Source organism: Pseudoalteromonas sp. SCQQ13 (genome assembly GCF_015864415.1).
Classification (GTDB): Bacteria; Pseudomonadota; Gammaproteobacteria; order Enterobacterales; family Alteromonadaceae; genus Pseudoalteromonas; species Pseudoalteromonas nigrifaciens.
Genome location: NZ_JADYXG010000008.1, coordinates 1 through 18,811, shown reverse-complemented (window position 1 = coordinate 18,811; position 18,811 = coordinate 1). Strand labels below are relative to the sequence as shown.

Annotated in this window: 10 protein-coding genes and 2 tRNA genes; 2 read left to right on the top strand and 10 right to left on the bottom strand. The window is 41.9% G+C overall.

Going from position 1 to position 18,811, the window contains the following annotated elements; genetic code table 11:
• Window positions 1–42 precede the first annotated feature (42 nt).
• The 7 genes from recD to I6F41_RS08015 all read right to left on the bottom strand — a co-directional run bounded on the left by recD (window position 43) and on the right by I6F41_RS08015 (window position 15,030).
• Entirely contained in the window at window positions 43–2,058 is a 2,016-nt protein-coding gene (gene recD, locus I6F41_RS08045) for an exodeoxyribonuclease V subunit alpha (protein WP_197108109.1), read from the bottom strand.
• Window positions 2,055–5,711 carry an exodeoxyribonuclease V subunit beta gene (gene recB / locus I6F41_RS08040; protein ID WP_197108108.1) on the bottom strand — a complete coding sequence of 1,219 codons (3,657 nt, stop codon included), beginning with the start codon at window positions 5,709–5,711 and terminating at the stop codon, window positions 2,055–2,057. Before recB ends, recD begins: the two co-directional genes overlap by 4 nt.
• On the bottom strand, window positions 5,698–8,997 hold the full coding sequence (recC, locus tag I6F41_RS08035) for an exodeoxyribonuclease V subunit gamma (RefSeq protein ID WP_197108107.1): 3,300 nt from the start codon (window positions 8,995–8,997) through the stop codon (window positions 5,698–5,700). The genes recB and recC overlap by 14 nt, the downstream gene beginning before the upstream one ends.
• Window positions 8,998–9,153: 156 nt before the next feature.
• Window positions 9,154–10,197, bottom strand: a complete 1,044-nt coding sequence (locus I6F41_RS08030; protein ID WP_089368465.1) for an alkaline phosphatase D family protein — start codon at window positions 10,195–10,197, stop codon at window positions 9,154–9,156.
• Window positions 10,194–11,333: an alkaline phosphatase family protein gene (locus tag I6F41_RS08025; protein WP_197108106.1), complete on the bottom strand. Its 1,140-nt coding sequence runs from the start codon at window positions 11,331–11,333 to the stop codon at window positions 10,194–10,196. The genes I6F41_RS08030 and I6F41_RS08025 overlap by 4 nt, the downstream gene beginning before the upstream one ends.
• Before the next feature lie 69 nt (window positions 11,334–11,402).
• The gene (locus tag I6F41_RS08020; RefSeq protein ID WP_197108105.1) at window positions 11,403–13,772 is read right to left on the bottom strand and encodes a TonB-dependent receptor domain-containing protein; all 2,370 of its coding nucleotides are present in this window, start codon (window positions 13,770–13,772) and stop codon (window positions 11,403–11,405) included.
• A 214-nt stretch (window positions 13,773–13,986) separates the two neighbouring features.
• Entirely contained in the window at window positions 13,987–15,030 is a 1,044-nt protein-coding gene (locus I6F41_RS08015) for an alkene reductase (protein ID WP_011328537.1), read from the bottom strand.
• A 257-nt stretch (window positions 15,031–15,287) separates the two neighbouring features.
• On the opposite strand from I6F41_RS08015, the gene I6F41_RS08010 reads away from it, so the two are divergent.
• Together I6F41_RS08010 and I6F41_RS08005 are read left to right on the top strand one after the other, a co-directional pair.
• Entirely contained in the window at window positions 15,288–15,677 is a 390-nt protein-coding gene (locus tag I6F41_RS08010; protein ID WP_011328538.1) for a DUF2750 domain-containing protein, read from the top strand.
• Window positions 15,678–16,038: 361 nt separating this feature from the next.
• Window positions 16,039–17,013, top strand: coding sequence for a c-type cytochrome (locus tag I6F41_RS08005; RefSeq protein ID WP_231613464.1), 975 nt, complete (start codon window positions 16,039–16,041; stop codon window positions 17,011–17,013).
• 128 nt (window positions 17,014–17,141) lie between these two features.
• Here I6F41_RS08005 and I6F41_RS08000 read toward each other — a convergent pair.
• The 3 genes from I6F41_RS08000 to I6F41_RS07990 form a co-directional block, all read right to left on the bottom strand.
• Window positions 17,142–17,231, bottom strand: a tRNA-Ser gene (locus tag I6F41_RS08000).
• A 203-nt stretch (window positions 17,232–17,434) separates the two neighbouring features.
• Window positions 17,435–18,475, bottom strand: a complete 1,041-nt coding sequence (gene nadA, locus I6F41_RS07995) for a quinolinate synthase NadA (RefSeq protein ID WP_197108103.1) — start codon at window positions 18,473–18,475, stop codon at window positions 17,435–17,437.
• Window positions 18,476–18,620: 145 nt separating this feature from the next.
• Window positions 18,621–18,696: transfer RNA gene (locus tag I6F41_RS07990), tRNA-Lys, on the bottom strand.
• Window positions 18,697–18,811: the final 115 nt, after the last annotated feature.

Below are 18,811 nucleotides of genomic sequence, written 5' to 3'. Positions count from 1 at the left end.
AATCGCTAAATTTGAGGAATTAATAAGATAAAATTTATATCGTTAATTTACTAAACGCTCATATAAACCAGATGCTCTGGACACACTTTTATTCATTGCCAGTAACAACACTTTTTTATCTGCCACCAGCTCAAAGGTATTTTTAGCACGCGTTATGCCGGTATACACTAACTGCCTATTTATCCCCATGCGGGCTTGTTTTAGCGGCGGCAATACCATGGCGGTGTAGCTAAACTCTGATCCTTGTGATTTATGTATAGTCATTACATATACTTTGTCGTGCGCAGGTAAGCGTGCTGGTGAAAACGCGCGTTGATTCCCCTGCTCGTCTATAAATAGTGCTTTAAGCTGGCCGCTTTCATCGGGCATTAAAATACCAATGTCGCCATTAAACAACTTAAGCTGATAATCGTTTTGGCTTACCATTATTGGCATACCGGTATAATGACGCTGATTCGGGCTTAGGGTAATAAGTCCTTGTTGTTGTAAAACGCGCTCAATACGCTGATTTAAACTATTAACTCCGTAATCACCTTCACGTACTGCGGCCAGTAACTGATAACTTGCAAAGGCTTTATGCACCTCTGCAACGCTTGCACCTTGAGCAATTAAACTAAGGTAATGTGTGTATTTACTTGCAGCGCTTTTAACCAATTTTTCGATAGGTTTAGCTATAAAGTCGTAATCTAAAATCACATCCTTAAAACGCCCCTCAACACTTTCTTGCTCAACATAATTTAAAACACCTGTGTTATTGGTATTTACCGCTAACGCAAGTTGACCAATACCACTTTGTGCATCAAAGCGGTAGCTGTGTTGTAAAAATGCAATGCAATCGGCAAGTTTAAACGCGCTATTACTTTGCGCTATTAACTTAGCCTCGCCGTTAAAGCATAAGTTATTTAGCTCATCACATCGTGCAGGTGAATAACCAGGTGTTTGCCCCAGTACTAACCCTTGGCATAAGTCGCTCATTACGCTGCCGGTATCTACCGAGGCCAGCTGATCTTTATCACCTAAGAGAATTAACCGTGCATGTGCAGGTAATGCCTCAATTAGTTTTGCCATCAGCGATAAGTCGACCATTGAGGCTTCATCTATAATCAACACATCTAAATGCAGTGGATTCGCTTTATTGTGCCTAAATTTATTGGTAAAGGGTTTTACCCCTAATAACCGGTGAATAGTTTGTGCACTTTCGGGGATTAACGTTTTAATATCAGCGGGTATATTAGTGAGCTTATCTTTAGCGCCTAAAATTGATTCGCTTAAACGCGCTGCAGCTTTACCTGTAGGTGCCACCAGCTTAATACTCAGTGGCGCAGTTTTATAAAGCGACTGTAAAATGGCGAGTAACTTAGTCACAGTGGTCGTTTTACCAGTACCTGGGCCGCCAGTAATAACACTAAAACCTTTGGTGGCTGCAATAGCACAGGCTACTTTTTGCCAATCGGTGGCAATGTTTGCATCGGGTGTAAAATACTCATTAAGTAGCGCGGCTAATAACTCATTATTTATATTAAGTATACGCTCGCTCATTGTTATTAAGCGGCTCGCTAATGTTTGCTCGTATCCAGCAAGGCGCGCAAAGTAAAGGCGTTGGTTAAACAGTTGCAGTGGTTTATTGGCTCCAACGCTTGTATGGTTTTGTAAATAGCTAAGCACCTGCTCATAATTAAACCCTTCACTAAACGGGCTTAGCTTATCTGGCACGCTCCCCTGTGCTTTACTAAAATCGCTGCGACGTAAATTAAAAGGGTTACTCCAATCAACCTCGCTTAAGGTTAAACAACTATGCTGGCTTTGCTGCGATAAACACAGTAATAGCACCAGATAAAACATCTCATTGTGCGTATTTTCGCTATCGCTGTTACTTTTACTGAGCATTTCAGCTAACTTTACATCCACAATGCGAATGCGGTTTTCGCTAAGTAAATAGGTAAGTAAAGGCACTGCTGTACTTAAAGTAGGGTTTTGCTCATTTAGCTCAAGTTCCTGATCTAACCCTTGTTCAAACTCTTGATCAAAAAGGCCCGGTTGATTATTTAGTTCACTCATAACATGGCTCCTTGGCTAAACAAACCATCTAAAATAGTCACTTGCTCAGTGGTGAGCTTTTTAAAGTACACACCTTGCCCAGCTGGCATGCCGCGTAAAAAGGTGTAATACACGCCGCCTAAATGAGTTTCAACTGAGTAATCAGCTATACGCTGTTTTAGCAAACGATGCAGTGCTACGGTGTAAATTAAATACTGTAAATGGTACTGGTGGCTACTCATGGCTTGCTCAAGCATATCGTGCTCGTAATCAGCAGCGTTACTACCTAAGTAATTAGATTTATAATCTAAAATATAATATTTACCTTGGTGGCAAAATATTAAATCGATAAAACCTTTTAACAGCCCTTTTACGTGGCTAAATTCGAGCTTACTGTGCTCAAAACCAAAATGTTTTATAAGAATTTCATTAAGCTGCGGCGCACTTAAACTTTTAAGCGGTAAGTTAAACTCCATTTCTACTAGGCAATCACTTGGCGCTAGTTGGCTTAAACTCAGGCCATTACTGTTAACTGAAGAGCTTTTAACTGAAGAGCTATTAGCTGAGGTATCATTACCTGAGGTATTAATACTTGCATTGCTATCGTCATTCAGTGGGCAAGCAAGAACGTCTAATATCCACTGCTCAGTAATATCTTGCCAGTGTTCACTAATATGGTACTTTTCTAGGCTGCGTTTAATAACTTCTGCTAAGTTGTGCTCTTTATTAACTGGGTGCTCTATTGGGCTAGTAAAATCTATTTGCTCAAAAATTTCGTGTAAACAACTCCCTGGTTTTGCCCCCTTAGGAAAGCTATACACAGAAGGTGCTTCGTCTTCTTGTACGGCAAACTCATCTTTTTCATGATCTTCATCACTGCGCCCAGGCGCTAGGTGGTCGATATGCTTTTTAAAGCTCAGCGCACTAAAGCTGGTTGCTCGCCAATTACGCTCAATATTGGCTGTTACATTATTTATACTCAATGTTTGCTGAGCATCAGCGCTATTATTAAAGCTTAAAGTACCTTGGGCTAATAAATCCTCTGAGGTGAATTGCTGATAATCCATACCTGTATGCTCGCTGCAAAAATCGGCTAAATGGTTACGCCAAATTTGACTACTTGTAATTTCAAGCCCTGCAAATAACACATGCCCCAGCGCACTGCTTTGTATTGCCAAACGGCTACTTTGCCCTTGGCCAATGTTATACATACCAATAGCACAAAAGTGTACCGCGCGAGTGAGTGCTACATACAGTAAGCGTAAATCTTCGGCAAGGCGCTCTTGCTCTGCTTTTTGCAGTGCGTCATCCCCTTTACTTAAATCGTAAATTAGTGCGCCATTATTATGATACAGCGCTTCTTTCGTTTCGCGGTAGCCACTAGCAAAGGGCATAAATACCAGCGGATACTCAAGCCCTTTTGAGGCGTGCATAGTCACTATTTTAACTAAATTAGCGTCGCTCTCTAGGCGTACTTGCACTGTTTCGCCATCTTGCTGGCTTACCTTTTGTGCAAACCAGCGCAGTAAACGCAGTGTGCCCTCAAGCTCAATTTGTTTTTGCTGTAGTATTTCGCCAAGGTGCCTAAAGTCGGTAAGCCAACGCTCAACGTTGTAGCCTAGGCCTTGCCATTTAGCACTAAGTTGATTGTGGCTCATTAAGCGCTCAAGCATTGCCATAGCGCCTTGCTTGTTCCAAATATGGCTAAGCTGCGCAAAAAAGTTTAAGTGCTCTTGCCATTGCGCCTCGTCATCTGCCAGTGCATATATTTCGTTATAGCTTAAACAAAATAACGGCCCTGCTAACACCCCACGTAATAGCGACTCATCATACTGGCCATGTAACGCAGTTAAAAAATTAAGTAAGTGATGGCTAAGCTCTTGGCTAAACACACTCTCGCGCGATAAATACACGCTGGCAATTTTAGCGGTGCTTAAGGCCTTTTTCATTATTTGCGCCTCAACACGGTCACGCACTAATATACAAATATCTGCAGCGCTTACTGGCTTTTCTCCAATACAGGCACGACCTTGCTCGGCCTGCGTTAGTAAGGTGACTATTTTATTGGCAAATAAAGTGGCTAAATGCTGCTGCCCAATGGCTTTGCCTGTCGGCTTGTTTTTTTCATCTGCGGCGGTGTCGCTAAATACACAAAATTCAAACGCAGTGGCTGGTTGTCCGTCAATCAAAAACGACTCGTCTGCTTTTTTACCTTTAGCGGCTACTGCATTAAACGGTATGGCATCGTTATAAATAAAGCTGTTAGCGTGCTTACCAAATAAGCTGTTTACGCTGCTTACTACATCGCTGCTAGAGCGAAAGTTAGTACCTAGCGTAAATTGCTGCTGTTTTTGCACCGCTTCTTTGGCACCAATATAGGTAAAAATATCTGCGCCCCTAAAACCATAAATAGCCTGTTTAGGATCGCCAATCATCGCCAGTGTAGTGTGCTCTTGCTGGTAAATTTTACTAAAAATACCGTACTGAATCGGATCGGTATCTTGAAACTCATCTATCATAGCCACCGGAAACAACTGGGCAATTTTTTGCGCCAGTACATTGCCTTGCTCGTTATTTAATGCACTGTGTAAATTGCTAAGTAAATCATCTGGGGTGATCACGCTTTGCTCTTGCTTGCGCTTTATTACGGCTGCTTTTACCCACTTTGCCGCATGCTGCACTACAGCAATTGCTAGCCCTTGGTTTATGGTATTATTAAGTGCAACAAGTTGGTCAAATTCAGTTAATAGCGGATGTGTAAATAGCGGCTGATTTTTTTTATAGTTACTTATATCGCTTAAGTTTTCACTACTCCATACCTCAAACGAATACTTGCTAGTACCAAATTCAAAAAACAAATCGCCGCCTAAACAAAAGGCTTCAAGTGCTGCAAGGCTGCCTTTGCGCCCTGGCGTTTTAGAACCACTTAAGCCCGAGCCTTTAATCGCAGCTATAAACTCTTGCTCTAATACCGCTTTTTTAAATGCAGGTACACGGATTATGTACTCGTCACGCGCTTGCCATACATCATCTAAGTTTACTTGCGGGGTTATTTGCGCATTCGCTTTATTTAAAATACTCGACACTTTGCCAAACAAAGCTTCTGGCGCGGCAAACACGCCTAAAATAGCATCGGTTTTTTCTTTATTGAGTGGATATACAAAGGCGCGCCAAAAATCTTTAATGGTTTCGAGCAATATGTCGCGTTCATCCAAAATAAACTCTAAGTTAAACGCCACACCCGACTCAAACGCGTGTTGTTTTAGCATGCGCTGACAAAAGCCATGAATGGTAAAAATAGCCGCTTCGTCCATCGATTTAGCCGCTGCATCGAGTAAATCAAAGGCGCGGTGTTTATCATCAACGGCAGCTATAACTCCTGCTATAAGTTCATCTTTTGGGTCTTGCCCAAGAAGTGCATCGCGCGCGGTGATGATACGATTACGCACGCGGTCTTTAATTTCTTGCGTGGCAGCATCGGTAAAAGTTACCACCAGTATTTGCTCAACGCTTAGCGGCTTATTTAATAGCGAGTTTGCATCATCGGCTATTTGCATTCCCAATAAGTAACGTAAATATAGGCCAGTAATTGTATACGTTTTACCCGTACCGGCACTGGCTTCAATTAAGCTTTGCCCTGTTAGTGGCATAGTAAGTGGATTAAGCGCTTGCATGGTCACTCTCCTTAGCGTGTGCAAATAACGGGGCGAGTAATTTATCGCTCCACTGTATAAACTCGTCTTGGCAATCGTTAAGCGATTGTACCGTTAAGCGAATATAGGGGTTTTCGCCCTCGCCTCGCCCTATGTATTGCGGGCTAAATTTACTCATGGCTTTTGCTATATCGCCGCCGCTTTTTACGTACTCGTAGCCACTTACCGGAAAAAACGCCACGGGTTCGTTGCGCAGTGCTTTGTATAACTCAAACCAATCAAGTAACAATGCATCGGCATCGGTTTTACTTATTGGTGCAAAGGTAACTTGTTTATCAAGCCCAAGTATTAGCGTTTCTACTTGTTGCTCCATACTTTGCGCTACTAGGTGATAAATAAAGCCTTTAATTAAATCTTTCGCTTTTATACTAGCGCTGCGATAAAACACTTGTTTTTGCAAATAAATATGGTTTAACCAGCCTTCTATTTTAGTGTTTTCTAGTTCGAGGGCTACCTCTATAGGGTCGCTTTTGCCCCCTTTAATTTGCTCTTTCACTTGCCCTGCCAATGCGTCTACTCGGTGCTGCATGCTCTCAAATATTAAGCTACCTACGTTGGCTTGTGGTAGTTCGCCGCGTTGCAATATTTGTTCTGTACTAAGTGGCAGCTCGTTAATGTTGGCTTCGAGTATTTCATCAAGGTAAAAATAGCGGCGCAATGCGTCTAGGCTAAAGGGCTCTTCGTCTTTTACTACTTCGTTAAATTGCGGTAATCGCAATCCTAAACTTTGTTGATAAAAACTCTCTTGGGCGTTGCAAACACTGCGAATAAACACATCGAGCTCTAACTGCTCAGGCGGTGTTGCATTAAGCGCGCTCACGACTTGTGGGGTTATTGACTCACTTGGCAGCCAAATTGGATTATAGCTGTGGTTGCTCAGCACAGTGTTTGCTTGCTCATTGGCTAAATAATAATGGCTATTAAAGGGCTGTAAATGCTGTTGGCTAATTAAACACTCTGGCAGTGTTTTTTCGCTGTCGTCGCTTAATGCAAAGCTACGCCCAATATATTCTAGCAGCTCGCTCACAAGGGTTGATGGCATGCGCGGCTGGTTGTCAAAACACGAGCGACCAATGTAACTCATGTATAAGTTATCGCGGGCACTGAGTAGCGCCTCTAAAAATAAGTAACGATCATCTAATTTACGTGATCGGTCACCTTTTTGTTTTTTAGAATAAGGCACTAAGTCAAAACCAATCGGCTGTACGTTACGCGGGTAGTCGGCATCATTCAAACCCAGCATACACACCACTTTAAATGGCACGGCGCGCATTGGCATTAGGGTACAAAAGTTAACTTGCCCCACTAAAAACCGCTGCCCTACGCCTTTTTCTTGAATGCCTTGTTTAATTAAGTAACTAACAATACGCTGCGATACCGCTTTGCTGTAGTCGCCATTATTATGATGCTTTTGTAACTCTTCGAGCACGTTTTGCAGCACCAATAAATCCCAGCTGTCGTCGCTTTCGCTCTCGTAAATTGCACTAAGCAACTCGCTTAAAACATGCGCTTTGTTGGTAAGCGTATCGTCGGGCGTTAATTGCTCTTTAAAGCTTTGTAGCACATCAATAAAATGCACTAGCTTATTAAGCGTATCAAGCGCCATGCCTTCTACTTCATCGGCGCTATAAATGCCGTTAAACGGGCATTGCTCGTCGCGCATCGCAATACCTAGTAATAAACGGTTAAGCCCGTGTTGCCAGGTATTTAAATCGATAGCGGGTAAATCAAAGCTGCTTTTATGATCGGCATTTATACCCCATTTAACGCCAACACGTTCCAGCCAATATTGAATTTGCTCGTACTCGTGTGCCTCCAGGCCAAATTTTTCGGCTATTTGTGTCACTTGTAATAAATCGAGAATATCCGACACACCAAAGCGCGAAAACGGTAAATTAGCTAAACTCGCAAATGAGCTAAGTACGGGTTTTTCTTGCTCTATGGCTAAATCGGCAAGTGCGTAAGGAATAAAGCGGCTGCCTTGTGCGCCACCAAAAACGGCTTCAATGTACGGGCTGTAAGTGCCTACATCGGGCATCATTACTATTATGTCTTTGGGAGTAAGCGCAGGGTTTTGATTAAATAAATTAAGTAAGTAGTCGTGCAGGCGCTCAATTTCTCGAAGCGGTGTATGGCAATCGCTTAGCGTAATACTGGTGTCGGTTGCACTTATAGGCAATTTACCTTCGTTGTTTATAAACCACTCTTTGTTATCGGTCAGCGATTCACCTTTAAACGCCAACTGATAAATTTCACTTTGTATTTGCCCAAGTAAGGTGTCGTCAAACACATCAATAAAACCATCAATCCAACGGGCGTCTAGCTGTACTAGCTGCTCAAAGTAATCGCGACCTAATTTACCCCACGAGGATAACAGTGGGTTGCCTATAAAGTAGTATTCTTCATCGGGATTAGTTTGCTTTTTTTGCTGCGCTTCCACCAGCGGCATTTTGGCGTATTTTGCACTTATTTTAGCGGCGGTTTTTTCATCAATAATATCGCCCCAATAATGCTCACTGGGATTAAAAAAGAATAAAAACACCTCGGTTTTTTCACTCAGCGCTGTAAATACTTCAAGCTGCGAGCTGGCAATGGCCGATATACCAAATAAACTAATGCGTTGTGGTAATAAGCTGTTGTCCATTGTCTCAAGCGCTGCCAGCAGTTGTCCTTGCATATTCGCGCGATGAAACTGACTTTGCCCAAGCTCTAGGCTTAACTGTACAATGCGTCGCCATAAATCAGGTTGCCACGGGGCAATGGTTACATCAACATCATCAAGTTCATCTATACCGCTATCCCATGTGGCAATCCAATGCGGGCGGTACATTAAATATTGGTCGTACACGTCGGCTATTTTTTCACACAAGGCAAAGGTTTTTTGGCCGTCAATATCGCCCTCTAAATAGGTTTTTAGCGGTAAATACAGTGGCTCATTAATACAGCTTGGTAAAATAGCAAACAGTTTCCATGCAAGGTTGGGTTTATTAAACGCCGACTCTTTAGGTACATTTGGTAAAAGTTGCTGATACAACTGCCAAATAAAGCTCGAAGGCAGCGGAAAATCCACCTGCGCCGCTACACCTAAGTTTTCGCTCAAACCAATTTTTAGCCACTGCGACATACCCGGTGACTGCACCAGTACCACTTCTTTGTCGAATGGGCTTGCTAATGGGTTGGTTTTTAATAACTGATGAAACTGCGCTTGCAGTGCTTCCATACGGTTTGATTGAATAATATTGAGCATACTTACCTGTCCTTGCTTGAGATAAAACGAGTGTAAGATATTTTCAATTACAGGGGTAGCGATTAGCGCAAATTGGCTTTAATAAATCAGCGGGTTAGTTAAATTTTATACGCACAGTAGTGATGCTATTTACTGTGCGTTTTATAAGGGCGATAATTAATAAGGGCTAATGCTTGAGAGTTTAAACTGACTTTGCATTATTGCTTTACCATCAATATCTTTGAGCTGTAATGAAATTGACGGGTCGGCTTGTTGCCAGTCTATGCTTAAATCGCCGTAATTAACCTGGTGGGTAAAGTCCCCTATTCGGTGTGTGTTAGGGCTTACATTTTTCCATTTTTCGGTTAGGCCAGAACTGGTCATTTCTATTAGTGGGTAGTCAAGGTTGTGCTTATACTGTGAAATTTCGCCCCAGTGGGTATCGCCGCTAATAATAACTACGCCGTTTACTTTATGCTTTTTGATCAGTGTAAATAAACGCTTTCGATCGTCGGGGAAATTAGCCCACGACTCCCACCCTGTAAAATCGGGAAGTAGCTGTAAGCTTGAGGCAATTAGCTTTATAGCCGCGGGCTTTTTAAGCTCTTGTTCAAGCCATTGCCACTGCGCCTCACCAAGCATTGATGCGCCTTTAACATGACTTGGGCTATACGGGCCTTGATTATTTAGTTTGCGCTTAGTGTCGTACTCCAACTTACTTACTGCGTTTAACGCATCTCGGTTCCAGCGCAAATCTGGCATAATCACCTGCACAGTTTGCTCACCTTCACCATACGTATACGAGGTATAAATACCATCAGGGCGAGTGCGTCGTGGTGAGTTTGCAGGTTCTTGCCAAAAATCGAGCATAATTTGCCGCGACTCTTCTTTATGCGGATACTCTTTACCTGCATCGTTTTGGCCATAATCGTGGTCATCCCACATGGCTATAATAGGCGTTTGCGCTTTTAGTGTTTTAAAACCGGGCTTTGCTCCTAAGCGCTGGTATTTATTAGCAAGTACGCTCATATTATTGGTGTCGCCATAAATATTGTCACCTAAAAATATAAATAAATCGCTCTGCTCTTTGTTTATAGCATCGAATATAGGAATGCTTTTATCTTGATGCCCGCACGAGCCAAATAATATTTTAGAGGGAGCACTCAAAGCACTAAAGCTTACAAGTAAGTTGGTTAATACTACCGCGGTTATTATTTTCATTTTACAATCTCATTAATCGCCGGTGCCATATTCGAATTTATCTGCTTTGGATTTTGCCCAAGTGCCTTTAACACTGTTGCGGCAATTTGCGTTTGTTTTAGCTCAGTCGTTGTTTTAACTAAGCCTTGGCCTTTTATTGCAGGGCCAATCGCGGCAAGCCAAATATGTTCGGAGCCTATAATGCCCTCGGGAAACTTATTTTCGCCTAAATGCAGTGCTGCTAAGGCGCGTTTTGAACTGTGATGCTGCCAGTCGCTTGCGTTACTACCACGGCCATGATCTGTGGTAATAATGAGGGTAGTGTTATTTTTATAACCCGGTGTTGTTTGAATGGTATTCCATAAATCAGCTATAAAAGCATCACTTTGTTTTGCCGATTTTAAATACGCGTGGTAATCACCATCGTGAGCAAAGTCGTCGGTCTCTCCTAAACTTATTACTAATAATTTTGGTTTTTTAGCTAACATATACGCCTTAGCAAACCGATAAGTAAAACTGTCTAATCGTACATTGCTCCAAGGGCTCGGAATTTCATTTTGCATGGCATTTAAAAGTGGCGCATTTTCAAATAAATCCTCCTCAATTGGCATAAATCCGGCGTTAACATATACCTTACTGCGCTCAGTATTAAGTATTGAAGGAAATACATCCCAGCTACCAAATAAGGCGGTGTTATTTTTAAACGCGGGTTGGTGCTCCAAACGCTCTAATATAGTGTGATTTGGGTTAGGGATTTTATCGTTACTATTAATACCTTCATCTACCTCACCGCTAAGTATTTCGTTATAACCGGGATACGAAAAATACCACGGGTTACTTACCGACATATTAGAGCCTTGCTCTCTATTACCAATTATTACCCCTTGCTTAGCTACAATTTGGGTAATAAACGGCATCAGCAGTTGCTGGCGTTTTGCAGAGCTGTTATGCCAAAACTCTGTATTTAGCTGCTCTGGCTTTTTAACAAAATCGGAATTATTAATAAGGTTTTTATCAGCGCCACTAAACACCTCTTGCCAGCGCACACCGTCAAGCGTTACCAACACTACATTTTGATCAGCTGTTTGTACTGCCGCTGCAAAGTCGCTTCCTAGGGCAATTAAACTAAATACACTTACTTTTAAAATCGTTTTCATATTGTTACCGGCCTATTTTTATAATAAAAAGCCCATTAATAATGGGCTTAAAATAATTTATATTACGACTTAAAAATCTGCAGTAAACGTAACCGCAGCAGTACGAGGCGCACCAATAAAGTAAGTAGTCCCATTACCTGTGCCACCTGCTAAGTAGCTTTTATCGGTTATGTTATAAACAACAAACGAGAGATCAATGGCTTTAAATGGCCCTGCGTCTACATCGGTTGAGTAACCGGCATTAAAGTCGAGTACCGTGTAGCCGTCTACTTTATTGCGTGCTCGCGTGCCTTCGTCTTGCCATGCACCTAAACGCTCACCTGTGTATTTAGCCGACAAACCAACACGAAAGCCGTCACTAAAGTAATCGGTGGATACAACCAATAAATCTTCCGATGTATCTATTAAGCTATCGCCTTTTTTAAAGCTTGGCGCTGCAGTATTGCCATCTTTATCTTGTAGTAATACGCCTTGTGAGTCATATGCATTTGGATCATCAGACGAATATTCAGAGCTGCTATTGGTATACGACGAATAAACACTCCAGCTTGGTGTGAGCATATAGCTTGCAGAGAGCTCTAACCCCTTAGAATCGATGCCCCCTACATTTATGTATGAACCATTAGTGCCAATAGTGTAGTCAATTCCGCCTGAATCACTGCCTGGTGCAATAAAGGTAATGCGGTTATCAAACTTAACGCTGTAGGCCGTTGCGCTTAGCGTTAATCTATCGGCTTGGTAGCGTACACCAAAATCAATGTTTTTTGCTGTTTCTGGTTCTATTTCTGTCAGTGTTGAACTGTCGCGCTCCAGTACCCCGTCTTTAATTGCAGCAAAGTTTTCGCTGTAACTTGCAAATAGTTCGGTATCGTTATTTAACTGGTACAGCGCACCACCACTAAATAAAACATCAGAGTCGCTGTCTACTTTATCTGAGCTTTCGTTAGCAAAGTGGTCGTACTTTTGTAACTCAACTAAATACTGTTTAGCGCCAATATTTAAGGTTAAATCACCTAAGTTAATAGAGTCTTGGATGTACCATTTGAACGTATCTGTATCAAAGGTATTTTTGTACTGAGTCCAGTAAGGGGTGTTTTCAAAATGATGAAAAATACGCGCATCAATTACTTTGTGCCAATCACGCGACTCTTCTCGCTCACTTTGCTCATACCAAAAACCAGCCTCAATATCGTGATCACCAAACGTCGCTTGATAGTTAGCGGTTACGCCTAAACGATCTTTTTTGTAATGGGTATGGCGATAAGACATAACGGGCGTTGCTGTATCGTCGTAACATGCCGGATTTAAATCAGGCCCCGACACCCACGGCCAACTTAAACTTGCTGTACAGCCTGAGTTAGGTGCAAGTGGGTTACCCTCACTATCAGCAAAACCATAAGAGCCAGCATTAGTACCGCCTTGTGTTGTTGGCTCGCCGTTTTCATCAACTGGGGTTGTTAAATATGGTGGGATCCAGTCACCACGCCCCGAGTTTTTATGATAATAAGGGCTGATCGTTAATAGTGATGTGGGCGAAATTGCATATTCAAACTTTAAATAACCTAAGGTATTTTCACGTAGCGTCCCCCAACCTTCGGCAAACATTTGATCAAAATGCGGAACCCCTGTCCAGTTCCACGTTAATTGATCCCAATTTGGTGTTTGCTCAAATTGTTCAATACTCACGCTGTTGTAGTTAGTTTCGCTTACATCGTCGTAAGATAAGCGTCCGGTTAGGGTTAAATCGTTAAAATTAGATACAAACTTAAGCTCAGCATGTTGATTGTCTTTACCGCCATTACTTCCCGAGCCAATCCAACGGCTGGTGTCGGTTTGCGAGTAGCTTACGTATGCTTGGGTATTATCAAAAACAGTGCCTGTTTCGTGCTTAATATAATAACGCGAGGCGTCGTGGCTGCCCGATGTATAGGCAAACGTAGTGCCTTTTTCGAGACTGGGATCTTTACTTACAAAATTAAATGTACCGCCTAGCGCTTCCAGCGATGCCGATTTAATATCAGACGTACCTTGGCCTACTTCAACTGTAGCCAGGTTTTCGCTGTCTAGGTAACGGTTAGCTTTAGCGCCGCCACCGTAATTAGAGCCACCATTGGGTATGCCATCTACTGTCATCCCTAATTGCTGTTGGTTACCGTCTATACTAAAACCACGCATTGTAATTGTGGTAGACCAGTCGTCACCACCAAATGCATCACCTTCGTTTATGCTAATACCCGGTAAATTATCAATCACCGACAATATACTTGCTACCGAACTTTGTTGCTCAAGCATTGCAGGCTCAATAACGTTGTTAGCGTAGCTGGTAGGCTTAGCGACTACGGTTATTTCTTCTATAGTTTTGTCGTTTGCATAAACAGATGTTGATACAGCCATGGCTATAGCCATACTCAAAAGCGATTTGTTTTTTAAAGCGTACATTGTTGTCCCGTTTAGTTTTAATTATTAAAAATTAATTATTATGAAAACGGGAGCAGTATGAGTTTTAAATATGACAACGGGGATGAACTTTATTTACATAAAAATTAAACAAATATGGGAAATTTATGGCAGGAATATGTACAAAAAAAGACAACCCAAAAGTAAGCTTATGGGTTGTCTTAAAAATCGTTTTAAATAATTATAAAACTAATAGTTACACCAGCTCGCTAAGCATATCGGCATTGTATTCTACCAGCGGTTGATTATTACTAATTTTGCTTATGTAGTCTGGGTTTGCAATAAGTGGGCGACCAATGGCAATTAAGTCAAACTTAGCGTCGTTAATCGCCTCTTTTGCTGTTTCAAAACTATAGCTACCCACACCTACTAACGTACCTTTGTAGCCTGCGCGTAAAAATTCAGAGGTATTTTTGCCTTCAAGCGAGTCAAAACGCATGCTGTCGTCAAAAATTCCACCATGTAAGTAAGCAAGATCTTTTGTGTCTAATTCAGCTAACAAATAATCAAATACGGCTTTGTCGCGGCTATCCTCGGTCATATTAAAATAAGCACCCGGCGTTACACGAATAGCGGTACGTTCGTTTCCAACGACAGCAATAACTGCGTCGGTTACTTCAAGCGCAAAACGCGCCATGTTCTCAGGCGTTTGGCCGTATTCATCATTGCGCTCATTTGCTGCATAATGTAAAAACTGATCAATTAAATAACCGTTAGCACCGTGAATTTCTATGCCATCGAAGCCTGCTTCTATTGCGTTTTCGGCTGCTTTTGCGTAATCGGCTACTAAGCTTTTAATATCATCTGTGGTTGCCGCTTTTGGCGTAATGTAAGTAAGCTCACGCATGCGCGGAACTGTCCCTTCTACACCAATTGCTGATGGCGCAAGTACATCGCCATCAAAAAAGTGTGGGTGAGCAACACGGCCAACATGCCAAAGCTGGGCAAATATTTTGCCGCCATTGGTATGTACTGCGTCGGTTACTTTTTTCCAGCCCTGAATTTGCTCACTAGTAAATAAACCCGGCGTATTAGGATAGCCTTGCGCGTCTGGGCGAATAATTGTCGCTTCGCTAATAATTAACCCTGTATCTGCACGGCGCGCGTAGTAGTCAACCATAGCTTGGGTTGGCACTAGGTTATCATCAGCCATACTGCGCGTTAACGGCGCCATTAATACGCGGTTTTTAAGCTCAATTGTGCTGTTTAATTTATACGGGGCAAGTAAATCAATCGACATTGTGGATCCTTTGTGTGGGAATGGCTAAGCACTAAATGCTCAACCTAAATAGCAAGTATGGTGTGTAAATGCGGCCGTTTGGTAAACATTCAAGGGTGTTTTTGAATGAACGCTCAAATTAATAATAAAACTTATACTTACAGAGCCGTAAATTAGATCTATATAGGATAAATTAAATAATAACTTTTCACCACACTGTCATATAACTCGATATACTTACACTTAATACCAAGCCATAAACTTAGAGTAAGCAAATTATGACAACAGCAAATAACACAGAACAACACGACGTAATTTTAGGCCTTGGTGCCAAAAAACGACTCGCTTTTATGTTTGAAACCACACAGCAATTTAAACAAGTATGGATTTTAAACGATGACGATGGCTGCGTTATGCTCACCAACGAAGATGACGACTGCGTACCCGTATGGCCAACTCGCGAGTTTGCACAAGCATGGGCCACTGGCGAATGGGAAGGTTGTACGCCTAAAGCTATTCCCACACAAGATTGGATAAACCGCTGGACACCCGGCTTAGAAGACGACGACTTACTTATTGCCGTTTTTCCAACCGAAGACGACGACGGCACTATACTGTTTCCGGATGAGTTTGATACACAATTAAAAATGCCAAAGAAAAAATATTAAGCACTTTCCCTCAAAACAGTAAAGCCATGCTCAAATAATGGTTTTACTGTTTTATACACCCCCTTTACAATTGCGGCCCTTATTAAATCCTCGCTTTATATTACTAAGCTATAAATTTCCGTCCAATTAAATCGCCCGCTAAATAGCATAATATTGTAACTATTAATGACCAACACGCCCTAAATATTAAAATAAAATATACATTTTAAATAATTATTAACTATATTTTTAAATACAATAAATTATGGTTTTTTTAATCGCTAACTTTTAGCCAAATAACGTCGGCAAACCGATTTAAAGCAATAGGAAAATGGTTTTTCAGGCGTATAATCCACACACTTTTATACCCTAGGGTCAAATTATGTTTACACTCCGTCACATTACTATTTTAAGCGCTATCTTAGCGCTATTTGCTTGCTCTGAGCCAGTACCTGAACCAGCTAAACAAACAACCGCTAAAACCACTGCTGTTGAAAAAGCAACCAGCCAAAATGCAACTAGCATTACTACAAAAGCAACGGCCGAACCACAATCAGATATACAAAAAGCGCTAAGCAATGCACCAGTAATTACTAACCTATCAGCAAGCCACCCAAACACCTTACCAACGCCAAATATTAACGATTTAGACAATAGCCCTGAATCTGATTTAATTCGTTACGGGCGTTTATTAGTTATCGATACCTACCGCCAATTACCCGAAAACGTTAATAACAAACTAAACTGTAGTTCTTGCCACCTAAACGAAGGCCGCGTAGCTAACGCAGCCCCTTATGTAGGTATGAACGTGGTTTATCCTAAGTTTCGTAGCCGTAATGCTAAAATAAACACTATTGAAGATCGTATTAATGGCTGTTTTCAACGCTCAATGAACGGCCAACCATTAATAACCGACTCTACACAAATGCAAGCTATGGTCAGCTACATGAACTTTTTATCGCAAGATATAAAAACGAAAGATGACTTAAAAAGTAATAATGGTTTTATAGCAATTAACAAAGACCTAGAGCCAAACGCAGAAAATGGCAAAACACTGTATGCGCAGCACTGTGCAAGCTGCCATCAAATGGACGCCAAAGGTTTATACCCTAGTGGCACTTATATGTTCCCAGCAGTAGCAGGCGATAACTCATTTAACGACGGCGCAGGTATGGCACGTACTTATACCGCAGCTGCATTTATAAAAGGCAACATGCCACTTGGCCAAGAAGGTATTTTAACTGACCAAGAAGCCGTTGATATTGCATTTTACTTTAGCCACCTAGCACGCCCAGCATTTGCCGCTAAAGCAAACGACTGGCCTGAAGGCGGCGCACCAAAAGACGTACGCCGTTAATAGTATTAACCACGGTTAAATAATAAAACCAAAAAGCCAGTTGGATTAACCCACTGGCTTTTAATAACATATATAATTTTATTACAGGCACAAAAAAGGACGTCATAAGACGTCCTGATATTGAATAATGGTGGAGGGAGAGGGATTCGAACCCTCGTTAGGGATTAACCTAAACACACTTTCCAGGCGTGCGCCTTCAGCCACTCAGCCATCCCTCCACGGCGTTGCTACATACTAGGTAGTGCAACAAGCGCGCTATAGTATGAAATAGCCGCCATAGGTGCAAGGCATTTTTAGTTTTGAGCTTTTAACTGCTCACTTATCATTCATATTTTTTATGCTGTGCACAAAAAACGGCTATGCGGGTGGCATAACCGTTTTTTAAGCGTTAACTTAACGTGCGTTTTTATATTCGTTAACTTTACTTTGCCATTGTGGCGGTAAAATCAAGCATGCGGTTAAGTGATCTAAGTGCGCCTTCGCGTAAGTCCATGTCAACAAACACTTCTTTACCTTTGGGGTCTATCAGAGCTTCTTCAATCGCTTTTAAGCCGTTCATTGCCATCCAAGGGCAATGCGCACATGTTTTACATGAAGCGCCTTCACCGGCTGTTGGAGCAGCAAAGAATTCTTTATCTGGGCATAGTTGCTGCATTTTATAAAAAATACCGCGGTCAGTTGCTACAATAAACTTTTTTTTGCTCATTGTTTGCGCTGCTTTTATTAACTGGCTGGTTGAACCAACTGCATCAGCAAGGGCAACAATTTCCTCTGGCGACTCTGGGTGTACGAGTACGCCCGCATCTGGGTGCAGCGCTTTCATGTCTTTTAGAGCTTTAGTTTTAAACTCGTCATGAACGATACATGCACCATTCCACATGATCATATCAGCGCCGGTATTCTTTTGAATATAGCTACCTAGGTGCTTGTCTGGGCCCCAAATTATTTTTTCACCTAGTTCATCTAAGTGCTCAACAATTTCCAGTGCACACGATGAGGTTACAATCCAATCTGCACGCGCTTTTACTGCGGTAGAAGTATTTGCATACACTACTACTGTGCGGTCGGGGTGCTGATCGCAAAACGCTGAGAATTCATCTACCGGGCAACCTATGTCTAACGAACAAGTCGCTTCGAGCGTTGGCATAACCACGGTTTTGTTAGGCGTTAATATTTTTGCGGTTTCACCCATAAAACGCACACCCGCTACAATGATCATGTCGGCATCGTGGCGTGTACCAAAACGCGCCATTTCTAGCGAGTCGGCAACGCAGCCGCCGGTTTCTTCGGCTAGTGCTTGTATTTCAGGATCGGTATAGTAATGGGCAACTAATACGGCATTTTTTTCTTGCAGTAGTTGCTTTATACGTGCTTTGTATTCGCCTTGTTCGTTTTGTGTTAACGGTGCTGGCTTAGGAGGGAAAATATAGCCTTCAGGCATAATAGTTTGAGCTAGACTCATGTTCTCGACCACTTCATCTATATTGCATTAATTACGATGAATTATACGAGAATATAAAGCTAAATAACAGCTATCTGCTCAAGGTGTTTATAAATAAAAAGTTGAAGTTTTAAAAAGACGCTATTAAGAAGGGATTGTCTAAAAATGGTGGGGCATGATGGATTTGAACCATCGACCAATTGATTAAAAGTCAACTGCTCTACCAACTGAGCTAATGCCCCCCTTTGATAACTAATTAGCAAGGCTGCTAGTTAGTTGATTGCGTAAATCCGCCGACTAATACTTTACTTTCACTGCTCATAGAATGGTGGGGCATGATGGATTTGAACCATCGAC

Bases quoted from the DNA above. Each gene is read 5' to 3' on its own strand.
- recD (WP_197108109.1), bottom strand. From the start codon at position 2,058: ATGAGTGAACTAAATAATCAACCGGGCCTTTTTGATCAAGAGTTTGAA.
- I6F41_RS08025 (WP_197108106.1), bottom strand. From the start codon at position 11,333: ATGAAAACGATTTTAAAAGTAAGTGTATTTAGTTTAATTGCCCTAGGA.
- I6F41_RS08030 (WP_089368465.1), bottom strand. From the start codon at position 10,197: ATGAAAATAATAACCGCGGTAGTATTAACCAACTTACTTGTAAGCTTT.
- I6F41_RS08020 (WP_197108105.1), bottom strand. From the start codon at position 13,772: ATGTACGCTTTAAAAAACAAATCGCTTTTGAGTATGGCTATAGCCATG.
- recB (WP_197108108.1), bottom strand. From the start codon at position 5,711: ATGCAAGCGCTTAATCCACTTACTATGCCACTAACAGGGCAAAGCTTA.
- nadA (WP_197108103.1), bottom strand. From the start codon at position 18,475: ATGAGTCTAGCTCAAACTATTATGCCTGAAGGCTATATTTTCCCTCCT.
- I6F41_RS08005 (WP_231613464.1), top strand. From the start codon at position 16,039: ATGTTTACACTCCGTCACATTACTATTTTAAGCGCTATCTTAGCGCTA.
- I6F41_RS08010 (WP_011328538.1), top strand. From the start codon at position 15,288: ATGACAACAGCAAATAACACAGAACAACACGACGTAATTTTAGGCCTT.
- recC (WP_197108107.1), bottom strand. From the start codon at position 8,997: ATGCTCAATATTATTCAATCAAACCGTATGGAAGCACTGCAAGCGCAG.
- I6F41_RS08015 (WP_011328537.1), bottom strand. From the start codon at position 15,030: ATGTCGATTGATTTACTTGCCCCGTATAAATTAAACAGCACAATTGAG.